Consider the following 13,922-nt stretch of genomic DNA (forward strand, 5'->3'; position numbering starts at 1 on the left):
CGGGGCAGTCTACCTGTCCGGGGCCGGTTTCGCAACCGCCAGTTGCGGGGACAGGCGCAGCGTCACGCGGGTGCCCTCGCCCGGCACGCTGGCCAGGTCCACGGCGCCGCCCAGGTCGTCCATGATTTTCTTGATCATGGCCAGACCCAGGCCGGAGCCCTTGCCCTTGGTGCTGAAGAAGGGGCTGAAGACCTTGTCGCGTATTTCCGGGGCGATGCCCTGGCCGGTGTCCTCCACCTCGAGGATGACCTGGGTCTGGTTCATGCCGGTGCGCACGGCCAGAATGCCGCCCTCGGGCATGGCCTCCAGGGCGTTTTTGACCAGATTGATGAGACACTGCTTGATGAGCTCCGGGTCGGCCTTGATGAGCGGCAGGTCCTCGGTCAGGCCCAGCACGGACTGGATGTTCTGGCTTTCGCACGCCAGGCCCATGAGCTCCATGGTGTCGCGCACGATCTTGTTCAGGTCCGTCAGGCCGTTGCCGGGCTCAACCGGCCGGGCGAAGGTGAGGATGCTTTTCAGGATGCTGTCGAGGCGCTTGGACTCCTCGATGATGATTTCGATCTTTTCGCGCGCGGCGGGCTCGCTCACGGTGCGCAAAAGCTGGTTGGCGAAGCCGCCGATGGCGAAGAGCGGGTTTCTTATCTCGTGCGCGATGTAGGTGCTCATCTCGCCGATGGAGGCCAGGCGCTCGGACTGCTGGAGGCGGTGCTCCATCTGGGTGCGGCTGGTTATGTCGCGGCGTATGCACAGAAAGCTGGCGGGCGAGCCTGTGTCGTCCTGGATGGGGTAGACGTACTCGCGCGTGTAGTGCAGCCGGCCTTCGGCGTCCACGTGGGCCAGTGTGGACTCGGAGCCCTGGCCCGTGGCCAGCGCGTGTTCTATGGGATGCAGGGCCTCGGCGTTGCCGTTCAGGCCCTCGGGCAGGCGGAAGAACTGGCGCAGGGGGCGGCCCATGATTTCGTGCTTGGCCAGGTTCTGGGCGGTGAGCACGGCCTTGTTGCAGTCGAGCACCAGGCCCTGGCCGTCCATCAGGGCTATTTCCTCGCGCAGCTGGTCGATGATGCCCTTGACCAGGCTTTGGCTTTGCAACAGGTCGAGCTTGCAGGCCACCCACATCTGGTCGGTGGAGAGCAGGCGCACGAAAAAGCTGGCCGCGGCGCGCTCCACCAGGGCGATGTTCACGGAAAGGTTCTGGCGCAGGTCGGCCAATATGCCCGCGTGGCCGGTGGTTTCAATGACCAGGGTGATGTCCGGATGGGCTGCGAGCATTTCGCGCCAGCCGGGGTACACGGGCAGATCGCCGCCGGGCGCGTCGCCGTCGCCGGTCACGCCGTCGTGCAGGGCCAGGGCCTGCAAACCCAGCTGACCCAGAACCCGCTCGTTGCCGAGCGAGGCGAAAAGCTCCCAGAAAGGCACAAGTGATGACTTGTCGCCTATGAGCCCAATGCGGTATTGCTTCATCGCCCGCAGGGATTCCACCATGCAGGGCCTCCTTCCGCGCCGAGGGGTGACGCGCCATGAGGATACGCTGAGGAATCATCCTACACGACTCTGATTAAAGCGCAACATTCTGCACCAAATATTCCCACACCTGTTGAGGAGACTATAATGCCGCCGATTCATGTCCATACCATCAGCCTGGGCTGCCCGAAGAACCGCGTGGACACGGAGCGCATGCTCGGCGTTCTTGGCCGGGGGCTTGTTCCGGCCGAGACCGTGGCCGAGTCCGATCTCGTGCTGGTGAACACCTGCGGCTTCATCCGCCCGGCCGTGGAGGAGAGCGTGGACACCATACTCGCCGTGATCCGCGAGGCCGAGGCCGCGGCGAAAAAGCCCGTCATCGCCGTCACCGGCTGCATGGTGAGCCGCTACGGCGAGGCGGACCTGGCCGCCGACCTGCCCGAGGTGGACCTGTGGCTCTCCACGCGGGAGCTGGACCACTGGCCCGCCCTGGTGGGCGCGGCGCTGGGCAAAAAGAATCTGGACGCCATGGGCCCGCGCCGCTTGAGCACCGCGCCGGGCTACGCCTATCTCAAGATCAGCGAGGGCTGCTCGCACAAGTGCGCCTTCTGCACCATCCCCAGCATCCGCGGCAAGCACGTGAGCCGCTCGCTGGACGACCTGGAGCGCGAGGCGCGGCTGCTGGTGGAGCAGGGCGGAGTGCCGGAGCTGGTGCTGGTGGGGCAGGACGTGACCAGCTATGGCCGCGACCTGGACATGAAGGACGGGCTCAAGCGTCTGCTCGACCGCCTCATGCCCATCAAGGGCCTCCAATGGCTGCGGCTCATGTATCTGTATCCGGCCGGACTCACCGACGGGCTGCTCAAGCACCTGGCCGGGCTGGGCAAGCCGCTGCTGCCGTATTTCGACATTCCCCTGCAGCACGCCCACCCGGAGATCCTCTCCGCCATGGGCCGCCCCTTTGCCCAGGACCCCTCGCTGGTCATCGACCGCGTGCGCGCGCACTTCCCGGAGGCCGCCCTGCGCACCAGCCTCATCGTGGGCTTCCCCGGCGAGACGGACAAGCACTTCAAGGCGCTCAAGGAGTTCGTCGCGCGCTCGAAGTTCGCCAACATGGGCGTGTTCCCGTATCATCAGGAGGAGGGCACCAAGGCCGCGGACCTGCCGGGCCAGGTGCCGCAGGGCACCAAGACCCGCCGCCGCAACGCCCTTATGAAGCTGCAGGAGGAGATCAGCCGCGAACGCCTGGAGGCGCTCATCGGCACCCGGCAGGAGGTGTTGGTGGAGGAGGAGAGCCCGGAATGGCCGGGCCTGCACGTGGGCCGCGTGTGGTTCCAGGCCCCGGAGGTGGACGGCGTGACCTATGTCAGCGGTCCCAAGGTCAAGCCCGGCCGCATGGTCATGGCCGACATAGAGCAGGCCAAGAGCTACGACCTGGTGGCGCTGGCCTAAGCCGGCCCTGGCTGTGGGGATGTCGCGGCGGGCCTTGCCCACGAGGCGCCGGGATTTCCCAAGCTCCGCCTGACAGCGGCGGATTGAAGCACGCGGCGCGCGCCGTGAAGGATGGTTGGCCATGCAGCAGCGCAGGGAGCCCGGACCGGCGGCGACATATTGCCACAGCACGCATGTCGTGCCCAACGTCAATGTCGTCGCGCAGGAATCGCTGACCCTGGGCCAGCGCGTGGCCGACGCCGTGGCGCGCGTGGTGGGCGGCTGGCCGTTCATCTTCATCCAGAGCGCCATCATCCTGGTCTGGATAGGCGTCAACGCCTACCTGGCCTACCAGTACAAGAACACCCCGGGCTATTTCGACGCCTGGGATCCGTATCCGTACATCCTGCTCAATCTGGTGCTGAGCTTTGAATCCGCCTACGCCGGACCGATCATCATGATGAGCCAGAACAGGCAGTCGGAGAACGACCGGCTCCGGGCCGAGCACGACTACCGCATCAACGTCACCGCCGAGGAAGAGATCAAGGTCATCATGGAGCATCTGGCGCACCAGGACGAGCTCATGCTGGAGATTCTGGCCCGGCTGGACAAGGCGGACCAGGCGCACGGCCGTGCGGACGGCGCGGGGCGCGCGGGCTAGGCGGGAGACCTGCGCGGCAAGCAGGCCCGCGCTTTCGATAATGACAAGATCAAGCATCCGCTCCTTTTTGATCTTTTCGTGTTGGCCTTCGCATTCAACGGGATTGTTTTCCCTTCCGCGCATTTCCTCATTCACGCGGCCTGAGGCCGGGCCGGGCGATTCCTGGTCCGGCCTTTTTCTTGCGCCGCTCCTCGTCACCCTTGGCCGCCGCGGGCCTTCTCGGACCGCTTGGGGCGTTCCTTGCGGCCTTTGCCTGCCACCCCAGGCAGACGCACTGCCTCTTCCGGTTGGCGATATCGCGCCGGCTTGGATTGGTAATATGCTAAAAACAAAAGATATTATTTGAGTGTCTGAGCGGCATGGGCCTTGCTTTGCCCCCTGCGTGCGGCGTGCGCCAGCACAATACAATATTCAAGAGAGGGGTGGAGATATGACGGATGTGAGCAGACGGGACGTTCTTGGTTGGCTTGGCGGCGCGACCCTTGGCGGCGTGCTGGCGGGCGTGGGCGGCGTGGTGGCGACGGCGCGGGACGGCTTCGCGGCCAAGGGCAAGCCGGGCCTCAAGGAAGCGCCCAAGGCTCCGGCCTGGGTGGCGCACCCGTTGGATGCGGCCCAGTGCGCGCCCGTGGCCCACGCCGGGTATTGGGAGGACGGCCTGGGCTGCTGCTACGGGGTGTTCCACGCCATGATCGGCGCCATGGCCAAGAAGTACGGCGCGCCCTACGACCAGTTTCCCTTCCACATGATGGAGGTGGGCAAGAGCGGTATTTCCGAGTGGGGCACCATCTGCGGCGCGCTGCTTGGCGCGGCCAGCGCCTACGCCCTGTTCTGGGGCCGCAAGGAGCGCGACCCCATGGTGACCGAGCTGTTCCGCTGGTACGAGAAGACCGCCCTGCCCATCTACGATCCGGGTCCGGCCGGGCAGGGCGCGGTGGGGCCGCTGCCCACCCATGTGTCCGGCTCCGTGCTGTGCCACCAGTCGGTGAGCACCTGGTGCTTCGCCACTGGCATCGACGCCTCAAGCCCCAAGCGCGGCGAGCGTTGCGCCCGCGTCACCGCCGATGTGGCCACCAAGGCCATCGAGATCATGAACGCCAAGCTGAACGGAAGCTTTGCGTCGGTCTTCAAATCCAAGGCCGAGGCCGCCTGCGGCGAGTGCCACGGCAAGGGCAAGGTTTCGCCCATTTTGAAGGGCCGCATGGACTGCACGCCCTGCCATGGCGGCAGCGCGCATGTGCAGGACAAGTTCCGCAACCACCCGTAGCGGGCGTCCGCAACCGGCGGCGTCAAGGCGGCAGGATGGATTTTCAAGCCACACGAGCCACAGCCACCGTTTGGAAAGGGAAGGACGTTTGGGAGGACGCCCTTCCCGCTCTTCCGCAGGATTGCCGCGTCCGGCTCTGGGCGCAGGCCGGGGCCGTGCTCCAAAGGGGCCAGCTGGGCCGGACGATCGGATCAGCCTGGAATTTCACAGCATTCCTGCGCGTCGCCTCCGCGGGCAAGAATGGGGGAGGGTCCGCACGCCCTCCCCGCATTTTCTGGCGCAGCGCTTCATCGCCACAAAATCCGCACATGCCGCCCACTCAAAGGTCTTGAGCCCCGATAGACCGGCACGTGCGCAGCGGCGGGCGGGACCGGAAACGTTACGATCCGCGCGCTTGCTCCACACCGCTGATGAGTACCTTAAATCCGGACGTTTCGACGGCGCTTTCAGACCGGCCCGTTTCGGCCAGCCCGATCCGGCTGATACGCTCAGTCCTGCGCGTGGCTCAGCACATGGCCTTCTTGAACTGGTAGGCCAGCTCCCAGATGTCCTCGCCCACGCGCAAGGTTTCGGCGATGCCGCGCGAATACATGAAATCGGCCCCGCGCCAGTTGACGAAGATGTCCAGGTCCTTGAGGAAGCGCAGGGAGAGCGCCTCGGCCTCGTCCGCGTTCGCCGCGCCCTTGGTGTGCTCGGCCAGGGCCTGGGCAATCTTCGTCTCCATCGCGGGACGCTCGTCCTCGCGCAACATGTCCAACAGCTTCGCAAGAAGCGTTTCGCGTTCCATAATTCTCCCTGTTGCTAGCTTTTCCGGTAGTCGCCGGTGTTCATGCGCAGGCGCTTGAGTATCTTCTGCAAAGAAAAGCGCTCCACGCCGCTCAACCTGGCCGCCTCTGAAATATTGCCCTGGGTGTGCTCCAGCAGGCGGTGCACATAGGTGCGGGTGAACTCGTCCAGCACCATCTGCTTGGTCTCCTTGTAGGGCGAAAACGCGCCGGGCGCCTCTTTGCCCAGCCCCGCGCCGCACTCCACCTGGCGCACGTGCGCCACCTCTATGCGCTCGCCGGGGCAGAACACGGCCAGCCGCCGCACCAGGTTCAGAAGCTCGCGCACGTTGCCCGGCCAGGCCCGGCAGGTGAGGTACGAGACGGCCTCATTGGAGAGCTCTTTTTGCGGCACGCCGAGCTCGCGGCAGACCGTGAGCAGAAAATGGCTGGCGATGCTGGGGATGTCCTCCGTGCGCTCGCGCAGGGGCGGCACGTGGATGGCCAGCACGTTGAGGCGGAAGTAGAGGTCCTCGCGGAAGCTCTGGTCGGCGATCTTGGCCTCCAGGTTCTGGTTGGTGGAGGCCAGGATGCGCACGTTGACCGTGAGGGCCTCGTTGGTGCCCACGGGCCGCACCTCGCCCTCCTGGATGACGCGCAGGAGCTTGGTCTGCACGGCCGAGGGGATGTCGCCTATTTCGTCCAGCAAGATGGTGCCCAGGTTGGCCGCCATGAAGAGCCCCTTGCGGCTCTTGTCCGCCCCGGTGAAGGCGCCCTTGGCGTGGCCGAAGAGTTCGCTTTCCAGCAGGGAGTCGGGAATGGCCGGGCAGTTCACGGTGATGAAGGGCGCGCCGGAGCGGTGCCCCAGCGCCTGTATGGACCGCGCCACCAGCTCCTTGCCCGTGCCGGACTCGCCCCGGATGAGCACCGTGTAGTCCGAGGCGGCCACGGCCAGAATGGACTTGCGCAGCCGCCGCATGGCCGGGCTTTCGCCGATGAGCATGGGGCCGAGCTCGCTGTCGGCGGCCTTTTCGCGCAGGCGCATGTTCTCGCGCAGGAGCAGGCCGCGCTCCATGGCCTTGCCCACCACGCGGAACAGATTCTCCTGGTCGATGGGCTTGGTGAGGAAGTCGTAGGCCCCTTCCTTGAGGGCGGCCACGGCGGTCTCCACCGATCCGTACGCCGTGAGCATGATGACCGTGAGCGCGGGGTCGCGCGCCAGGGCCGCGGTGAGCAGGCTCTGGCCGGAGATTCCGGGCATGCGCAGGTCGGTTATGAGCAGGCTGTAGTCGCCGCGCTCCAGCTCGGCCAGGGCCTCATCGCCGGAGGTGCGCACCGCGAAGGTCCAGCCGGGAAACTGCCCGCCAAGCAGGCGCGAGAGCCCCACGGCGAAGTCGCGCTGGTCGTCGACCAGCAGGGCGGCTCCGCTGGGCGCGGGCGTTTGGCTGTTCATGCCTGGCCTCCGCTCATGTCATCGCTCCCCTGCGGCCCGGCAGACCCATTGTTGCAGCCGTCGTCCGCGGCGTCCCTGCTTGCATGGCTTTCATTCCCCGCATCTTCCTGGGGCGCGGCCGGCAAGGTCAAGTAGAATGTGGCGCCGCCCGCTCCCTCGACCTCCACCTCGCCGCCCAGCTCGCGCATCAGCTCGTGCACCACGGTGAGCCCAAGCCCCGTGCCTTTGCCGATCTCCTTGGTGGTGAAGAAGGGGTCGAAGATCTGCCGCAGGTTTTCGGGCAGAATGCCCGGGCCGTTGTCGGCCACGCGCAGGCGCACGGTTTTGCCGCCCGCGCCGGGCTCCGTGCCCACGACGATGCAGCCCGTGTCCGGGGGCACGGCGTCAAAGGCGTTCACCAGCAAGTTGGTCAAAATCTGCTCCAGGGTGGAGGCGTCTGCCTGGACGAAGGGCAGGCCCTCGGCCAGGTCGAGGGTCAGCTCCACGCCGGTCTTGTCCACCTGCACGCGGAATATCTGCGCCAGGGCGCGCACCACGGCGTTCAAATCTGTGGGGCCGGTGGCGGCCTTGTTGCCCCGCGCCAGGCCGAGCAGGTCCTGCAGCACCTTTTGCGCCTTCTTGGTGTGGCGCACAATGACCTCGAGATCCTCCTGGGCCTGGCTGCCCTGCTGGCTCTTTTGCAACAGCTGGGCGTAGCAGCTGATGACGCCGAGGGGGTTGTTGATCTCATGCGCGAGGCCGGCGGCCAGCCTGCCCAGGGCGGCCAGCTTCTCGCTCTGCTGCATCTGGGCGCGCAGGCGCTTTTCCGCGGTGGTCTCGCGGATGTACACCACGGCCCGGCCCACGCCGCCGCCGTCGCGCAGGGGGTACACGCTGACGGCCAGGGTGCGCGGCCCGGCCAGCTCGAACTCCAGGCTGGAGGGCGCGGCTCCGGCGATGGCCGCGGCAAGGGTGCCGTCCTTCACCGCCGGGGCGGAGATGCTGGCGAACCAGGTCTGGATGCGCGAGCCGGGGCGGATGCCCTGGGCCAGGGCGCGGGCCGAGGAATTGGCCAGCACCACGGAGCCGCTTTCGTCCACCAGCAGCAGGGGATCGGAAATGCCCTCGAAGATGAGTTCTAGCAAGCGGTTTTGGCGCAGCAGCGCGTCAATGGCCTCCAGGTTCTCGATGGCGATGCCGAGCTGCTGGCCCAGGGCCAAAAGCACCTCTGGCGCCACCTCGGGCCGGGGGCCGTGCTCCCAGAACAGGCCCATGAGGCCCCGGTTGAAGTCGGAGGTGCTCACGGGCACGAAGACGCGGTCGGCCTCCATGCGCACCTGCCCGGCGCTCACCACCGTCACCCAGTCCTTGGGCATCAGCGCTTCGCAGTCCGGGCCGGGCCAGGCGTACTGCGGGCGGCCCAGGGGCGCGCACAGGTAGGCCGCCCGCGTGGCGCCGAAGCGCTCGGCTATGCGCGGCAGCGCGGTCTGCAGCAGCTCCGCGTGGTCCTGGCTGCGGTTCAGGTCGCCCAAAAGCTCCACGAACAGCCGCACGTCTGTCTTGTGCTCGGCCGCTTCCATGCTCAGGTCGGCCGTGCGGCGGCGGACCTTGTCCTCCAGGTTGGCGGCGTAGTCCTCCAGCTGGCTTCTGGCCGCGCGCAGGTGCGAGGCGAAGGCCCCGAAGGCCTCCATGAGCGAGTGGATCTCATCGCCCTCGTCCAGCCGATCCAGAATGCTCTGGTCCTTGGGGCTTTGGAAGTTCTCGCGGAAGATGGCCGAAAGCCGCCGCAGGTTCGTCACCACCAGGCGGTTGAAGAAGAGGACGATGAGCAGGAACACCCCCGCGGCCACGGCGAAGAACGAGCCGCCGAAAAGCGTGATGGACTGCCGGATGTGCTTGACGCTCTTGTCCACGGGCATGCCCACGAAGTCCAGCCCGGCCAGTTCGCCGTCCTTGCGGCCGAAGCCCCGCTTGTCGCCGTAGCGCTCTACGAGCACGCGGGGCGCGTCCTTGGGGTCGCCGTGGCAGGTCAGGCACTCGTGCTCGAAATGCACGGGCCGCGCCATGACGAAGTGCTCGATGCCGTCGATGACCCTGTAGCCCCGGTAGCTGGTGGCCTCGGGCTCGGCCTGGAAATGGCGGATGAGCCCGCGTTCCATCTCGTTGGCCTCGGAGGCCGGGTTGCGGGGCGAAAGGGCCACGCGCCGGTACAGATACTGGTCGCGTTGGGTGTTCAGGTCCACCAGCACCTTGCGCGTGACGAACGAGGTGCTCATGGCCTCCATGAGGAACTGGTCCGGCGGCAGGGCCTGGCGCACGGTGGGGCGCAGGGTGTTGCGCACGTAGTCCTGCACGGAGGCCAGGTGCGAGAACACGAGCTCGGCCTTGGCCTCGGCCTCGATGTGCAGCATCTCGCGCAGGTGCATGTTGAGGGAGAAGAGAAAGATGCCTCCGAGCAGGAGGAAGATGCCCGCCAGGCCCAGCAGAAATTTGCTTTGAATCTTGCCGAGGAGGGGATGCATCATGCTGAAGGTCCTGTTTGAGCCCGCCGCGCCGGGGCCGGGGCGCGGCGGGCATGGCCCGGACCGGGAGCAATGGGCGCCCGGTCCGGGCGTGGCGACGGTCTACACGCCGTGGGCGGCGGGGAAGAAGGTGGAGCTGACCCAGTAGAGGACGACCAGGGAGACGACCCCGATGGTGATGCTCCAGGTGATGAGCTTGATCTCGATGGGCTCGAGGGGCTCATACTCCATCTTTTGCATTTCTTCTGCGATCTTGTCTTCTTCGAGCTGCATGGTTGTGCTCCTTATGTAGATGCGCGGCGGGGCGCTGTTAGGCGATGGGCGGCTTCACGCCGTGGAAGAACAGCCAGGAGATGAACAGGCCGATCCAGATGATGAATCCGAACAGGCAGACGACATACACCGCCGCCAGCTTGCCGATGCCCTCGGCCCAGAGCTTCTTGAAGTTCGACACGACGCCGATGGTGAAGAAGGTGAGCACGAAGAAGATGCCGCGGAAGATGCCGGTGCCGGCGATGGCGCCCTTGCCGAGCTTCACCATGTCCGGGCCCATGGCGCAAATGGCCAGCATGACCAGGAAGGTGATGACGTAGCCCATGACGAAGCGGGGGAAGCGGTCCAGCACGGCGCTGAACTTCATGCGCTCGCCGGGCTTGCAGTCGATGAACGTGCACCACACCATGGCCAGAACGAAGGACCAGATGCCGATGAACACGTCGATGAAGATCTTGATGGTGGTGGCGGCCATGGTGACCCAGCCTTCCTGATACTGGACGCCGGTTTCGGCCAGGACCTTGGCGCGGATCAGCGCGTCGGCGATGGCGCCGGAGGCGATGGCGCCGCCGTCGCTCTTCACCGCCAGGCCCATCCAGGCGCCGGCGACCATGGGCTCGTTCCACAGGCCCCACTGGGCGGCAAAGGGCAGAATGAGCATTTCGATGCAGGTGAACACGACCACCAGGGAGGAGACCATGATGGGCACGATGGGCCGCGCGCGGATGGCGCCGCCGGTGGCGATTGCGGCGGAGACGCCGCAGATGGAGATGCCGGAGGCCAGGGGCGCGGACCACTCCTTGCTGAACTTGAAGTACTTGCGGGCGACGAAGTACACGAGCGCCCAGTAGATGAGGTAGGCTTCGACGATGGCGCACAGGCCTCGGAAAATGACCGAGGAGGCCAGGCCCAGGGCGTCGACGGCCTTGACGCCGAGTTCCGCGCCCAGAATGACGATGGCGATCTTGATGTACATTTCAGGGCGCAGGGCTTCCTTCAGCTCCTCGGCCAGGCCGGGAATGAAGTTGCCGATGAAGATGCCGGCCAGAAGGGCCAGGATGAAGCCCGCCTCGCCGGTGAGGCCCAGGGACCACTCCAGGTGGTACTTGGCCAGCTGGTCAGGCGTGGCGGCAATCTGGGCGAAGTGCCCGGCGGCCCAGCAGGCCATGCTGATGACGAAGACGATGGAGAAGGACTTGACGAACCGGGGCACGCTGCCGCCCAGGAACTTCACGCCTACGCTCAAGAACGCGGTGATGAAAACGTAGGTGAAGATCAGGGCCGCATAGCCGGGAACCCCCTTGTAGCCGCCGGTCGCAGCGGAGAACACCTTGTCCGCGCTGGTCCAAACGCTTGTCTTCACGCTCCATCCCAGGGCGTCAATCCCCGCGAAGTTGAGCATTCCCAGGGCAAAGAGGAAAAGCCCCATAATCAGGGCGAGCTTATCCTCGGTTAGCCATCTCTTTTCCGCCATGTGAACCTCCTTAGCACGCATGTTCGATGTCGTTATTCGCGGCGGCCGCAGCTGGCGCGCCGAACCGGACGCTTGTGGACCAGGGGTTCGGGACCCACTCCCAGCCCAGCCCAAAGCGTGTGCTCCGGCACGGGCGGCCCCCCTTCCTCATCTGGATTTCAGACTAAGCAAGTCCGGGGCCATTTTTATTGGATGGATAATTACCTGTTTTGTAAGGACTATTTATTTTCGCTTGGGGGGGGTTGCCGCCAACTTGCGTTTACATGCTGCGTCCGGCGGGAGGCAGGGTGCGGACGAGTGCGGCGCGGCACGGGCGGTGAAAGAATTTTGCCGTGGCGAACGCAGGAGGAGGAATGGATGCGCGGCGGAACATGTTGCCGGAGCGGGAAAGCGCACACCCGGCAATATTTTCCAGAATAATTTTAGAATTAGTCGAAAAGAGTCCGCTTCTCCGCCCGGGCCGGCGTTGCGTCATCTCGGCCCGCTGCGGTTTGTCGAAAAGGCAAAGGCCCGAGCCGCGTTTCGTGCGGTCCAGGCCTTTGGTGTTTTTCTCAAGGGGGGCAGGGAGAAATCCTACCACCCGGCGGGGAGCGGGGAGGCGCCCCTTGGCTCTCCCTGGCGATGGCGAGGAGGCGACGCCGAGGGGGGACGTCGTGGGATGCCTCCGGCGGCCGGGGGCTGGCCGCCCCCGGACCCGGCACAATGGGGAGCGGAAGTGTTCCCGTGGCGAGGATCGGAGGCCGTGCCCGGTTCGCGCTATCTTCCCGTGATTCTTTCCAGTCCGCCCATGTAGGGCCGCAGGGCCTCGGGCAGGATGATGGTGCCGTCGGCCTGCTGCCCGTTTTCGAGCACGGCCACCAGGGTGCGGCCCACGGCCAGGCCGGAGCCGTTCAGCGTGTGCAGGAACTCGCTCTTCTTCGCGCCCTTGGCCTTGAAGCGGATATTCGCGCGCCGGGCCTGGAAGTCCTGGAAATTCGAGCAGCTCGATATCTCGCGGTACTTGTCCTGGCCGGGCAGCCAGACTTCGATGTCGTAGGTCTTGCAGGAGGAGAAGCCCAGGTCGCCGCCGCACAGCGCGATGACGCGGTAGTGCAGCCCCAGGCGCTGCAGCACCATCTCGGCGTGGCCGGTCAACAGCTCCAGGTCCTCAAAGGACTTGTCCGGCCGGGCGAAGCGCACGAGCTCCACCTTGTGGAACTGGTGCTGGCGGATGAGGCCCTTGGTGTCCTTGCCGTAGCTGCCTGCCTCGCTGCGGAAGCACGGCGTGAGGGCGCAGTAGGCCGTGGGCAGCTGGTCTTCCTCCAGCACCTCGCCCGCGTGCAGGTTCGTCACCGGCACCTCGGCCGTGGGGATGAGATAGTACTCCTGCCCCTGGATCTTGAAGAGATCCTCCTCGAACTTGGGCAGCTGGCCGGTTCCGGTCATGGTCTGCTTGTTGACCATGAAGGGCGGCAGCACTTCGGTGTAGCCGTTTTCCGCCGCGCAATCGAGCATGAAGGCGCCCAGGGCGCGCTCCAGCTTGGCGGCCCAGCCGAAGCTGACGCAGAAGCGCGAGCCGGTGAGCTTGCCCGCGCGCTCGAAGTCGAGCCCGCCCAGGGCCTGGCCCAGTTCCCAGTGCTCCTTGGGCGCGAAGCCGAAGGAGGGCTTGACGCCCCAGTGGCGCAGCACCGGGTTGTCCTCCTCGCCCGCGCCCTCGGGCGTGGATTCGTGCGGGATGTTCGGAACCTTGAGCAGCCAGTCGGACTCCTTGGCCTCGATGTCGGTCAGCTCGACGTCCAGCTCCTTGATGCGCTCGCCCATCTTGGCCAGCGCGGCCATGAGCTCGGCGGCGTCCTGTCCCGCGCGCATGAGCTTCGCCACCTCGGCGGAGCCCTGGTTGCGCTCGGCCTTCAGGCCTTCGCTTTCGCCGATGAGCGCCTTGCGCTTCTCGTCCAGGCGGGCGAACTCGGCCACGTCGGGTTCGGTCTTGCAGCGTTTTTTCAGGCTCTGGCTCACTGCGTCCAGGTTCCTTTGCACGAATTTGAGGTCAAGCATGGTCGTTCTCCTTGAAATAAAGGCGCGGGCGTTTTTCCGCTCCCCGCCGTGTACCCAAAGCCGGGCCGGGAATAAAGGGGGAAATTGGGGGCGGGCGTCTACGGGTCGATGCCTTGCTCGATGTTCTTGCGCCGCACGTGCAGCAGGTACAGCACGGCGATGGTCAGGCCGATGGGCCCCAGGTCCTGCAGCCAGAGCAGCAGCAGGGCGGCGGGCCCGCCCGCGCACAAGAGCCAGAGCTGCCACTTTTTGCGGCGGTCCAGCGGCTTGGCCAGCCAGGCGCTCTCCATGCCGATGAGCCGCTCTATGGAGGGCAGCAGGCGGCGCAGCTCCGTGTGCTCCATGGGCGGCAGCGGCAGGGCCAAGCACCCCGCGCCGATTCCCAGCAGCGAAAGCGCGACAACGGCCCAGCTGTGGAAGACCAGGCCCGGCGGCAGCAGCGCGAGGCTCGCGGTCTGCACCAGCCAGTTCCAGGGCTCGCGGCGGCGCAGGCGCAGCTTTTGCGCCACGTTGTGCACGCGCTGCAAGAGCAGGGGAATCAGGGTGCCGCTTTCCATGGCTTCCAATTGCCACGCGCGGCCCGCTTCTGTAAACAAGGGCCAG

General features: G+C 66.1%; 11 protein-coding genes. 3 read left to right on the forward strand and 8 right to left on the reverse strand.

Annotated features, from left to right (window positions below; all coding sequences use genetic code 11):
* Window positions 1–9: 9 nt before the first annotated feature.
* Entirely contained in the window at window positions 10–1,485 is a 1,476-nt protein-coding gene (locus ACYQ4W_RS01925; RefSeq protein ID WP_459852183.1) for a two-component system sensor histidine kinase NtrB, read from the reverse strand.
* 126 nt (window positions 1,486–1,611) lie between these two features.
* Between ACYQ4W_RS01925 and rimO the strand changes: the two genes are divergently transcribed.
* The 3 genes from rimO to ACYQ4W_RS01940 all read left to right on the forward strand — a co-directional run bounded on the left by rimO (window position 1,612) and on the right by ACYQ4W_RS01940 (window position 4,820).
* Complete coding sequence (gene rimO / locus ACYQ4W_RS01930) at window positions 1,612–2,916, forward strand: 30S ribosomal protein S12 methylthiotransferase RimO (RefSeq protein ID WP_459852185.1); 1,305 nt, start codon at window positions 1,612–1,614, stop codon at window positions 2,914–2,916.
* Between the two features lie 121 nt (window positions 2,917–3,037).
* Window positions 3,038–3,556, forward strand: coding sequence for a DUF1003 domain-containing protein (locus tag ACYQ4W_RS01935; protein WP_459852187.1), 519 nt, complete (start codon window positions 3,038–3,040; stop codon window positions 3,554–3,556).
* A 430-nt stretch (window positions 3,557–3,986) separates the two neighbouring features.
* Complete coding sequence (locus ACYQ4W_RS01940; protein WP_459852189.1) at window positions 3,987–4,820, forward strand: split-Soret cytochrome c; 834 nt, start codon at window positions 3,987–3,989, stop codon at window positions 4,818–4,820.
* Between the two features lie 505 nt (window positions 4,821–5,325).
* On the opposite strand, the gene ACYQ4W_RS01945 is transcribed toward ACYQ4W_RS01940, so the two are convergent.
* From ACYQ4W_RS01945 to ACYQ4W_RS01975, 7 genes are all read right to left on the reverse strand, one after another.
* Entirely contained in the window at window positions 5,326–5,607 is a 282-nt protein-coding gene (locus ACYQ4W_RS01945) for a hypothetical protein (protein WP_459852191.1), read from the reverse strand.
* Between the two features lie 14 nt (window positions 5,608–5,621).
* The gene (locus ACYQ4W_RS01950; RefSeq protein WP_459852193.1) at window positions 5,622–7,037 is read right to left on the reverse strand and encodes a sigma-54-dependent transcriptional regulator; all 1,416 of its coding nucleotides are present in this window, start codon (window positions 7,035–7,037) and stop codon (window positions 5,622–5,624) included.
* Window positions 7,034–9,541: a c-type heme family protein gene (locus tag ACYQ4W_RS01955; protein WP_459852195.1), complete on the reverse strand. Its 2,508-nt coding sequence runs from the start codon at window positions 9,539–9,541 to the stop codon at window positions 7,034–7,036. The genes ACYQ4W_RS01950 and ACYQ4W_RS01955 overlap by 4 nt, the downstream gene beginning before the upstream one ends.
* A gap of 99 nt (window positions 9,542–9,640) precedes the next feature.
* Window positions 9,641–9,811, reverse strand: coding sequence for a hypothetical protein (locus tag ACYQ4W_RS01960; protein ID WP_459852197.1), 171 nt, complete (start codon window positions 9,809–9,811; stop codon window positions 9,641–9,643).
* Window positions 9,812–9,848: 37 nt separating this feature from the next.
* Window positions 9,849–11,285 (reverse strand): putative sulfate exporter family transporter, encoded by a 1,437-nt coding sequence (locus ACYQ4W_RS01965; protein ID WP_459852198.1) that lies wholly within the window; start codon window positions 11,283–11,285, stop codon window positions 9,849–9,851.
* 756 nt (window positions 11,286–12,041) lie between these two features.
* A complete protein-coding gene (serS, locus tag ACYQ4W_RS01970) occupies window positions 12,042–13,319 on the reverse strand; it encodes a serine--tRNA ligase (protein ID WP_459852200.1) in 1,278 nt (425 codons plus the stop codon).
* Between the two features lie 98 nt (window positions 13,320–13,417).
* Window positions 13,418–13,876 carry a hypothetical protein gene (locus ACYQ4W_RS01975; protein ID WP_459852202.1) on the reverse strand — a complete coding sequence of 153 codons (459 nt, stop codon included), beginning with the start codon at window positions 13,874–13,876 and terminating at the stop codon, window positions 13,418–13,420.
* Window positions 13,877–13,922 lie beyond the last annotated feature (46 nt).

Source organism: Humidesulfovibrio idahonensis (assembly GCF_054657715.1).

Bases quoted from the DNA above. Each gene is read 5' to 3' on its own strand.
- ACYQ4W_RS01975 (WP_459852202.1), bottom strand. From the start codon at position 13,876: ATGGAAAGCGGCACCCTGATTCCCCTGCTCTTGCAGCGCGTGCACAAC.
- ACYQ4W_RS01950 (WP_459852193.1), bottom strand. From the start codon at position 7,037: ATGAACAGCCAAACGCCCGCGCCCAGCGGAGCCGCCCTGCTGGTCGAC.
- ACYQ4W_RS01955 (WP_459852195.1), bottom strand. From the start codon at position 9,541: ATGATGCATCCCCTCCTCGGCAAGATTCAAAGCAAATTTCTGCTGGGC.
- ACYQ4W_RS01940 (WP_459852189.1), top strand. From the start codon at position 3,987: ATGACGGATGTGAGCAGACGGGACGTTCTTGGTTGGCTTGGCGGCGCG.
- ACYQ4W_RS01965 (WP_459852198.1), bottom strand. From the start codon at position 11,285: ATGGCGGAAAAGAGATGGCTAACCGAGGATAAGCTCGCCCTGATTATG.
- serS (WP_459852200.1), bottom strand. From the start codon at position 13,319: ATGCTTGACCTCAAATTCGTGCAAAGGAACCTGGACGCAGTGAGCCAG.
- ACYQ4W_RS01935 (WP_459852187.1), top strand. From the start codon at position 3,038: ATGCAGCAGCGCAGGGAGCCCGGACCGGCGGCGACATATTGCCACAGC.
- ACYQ4W_RS01960 (WP_459852197.1), bottom strand. From the start codon at position 9,811: ATGCAGCTCGAAGAAGACAAGATCGCAGAAGAAATGCAAAAGATGGAG.
- rimO (WP_459852185.1), top strand. From the start codon at position 1,612: ATGCCGCCGATTCATGTCCATACCATCAGCCTGGGCTGCCCGAAGAAC.
- ACYQ4W_RS01925 (WP_459852183.1), bottom strand. From the start codon at position 1,485: ATGGTGGAATCCCTGCGGGCGATGAAGCAATACCGCATTGGGCTCATA.
- ACYQ4W_RS01945 (WP_459852191.1), bottom strand. From the start codon at position 5,607: ATGGAACGCGAAACGCTTCTTGCGAAGCTGTTGGACATGTTGCGCGAG.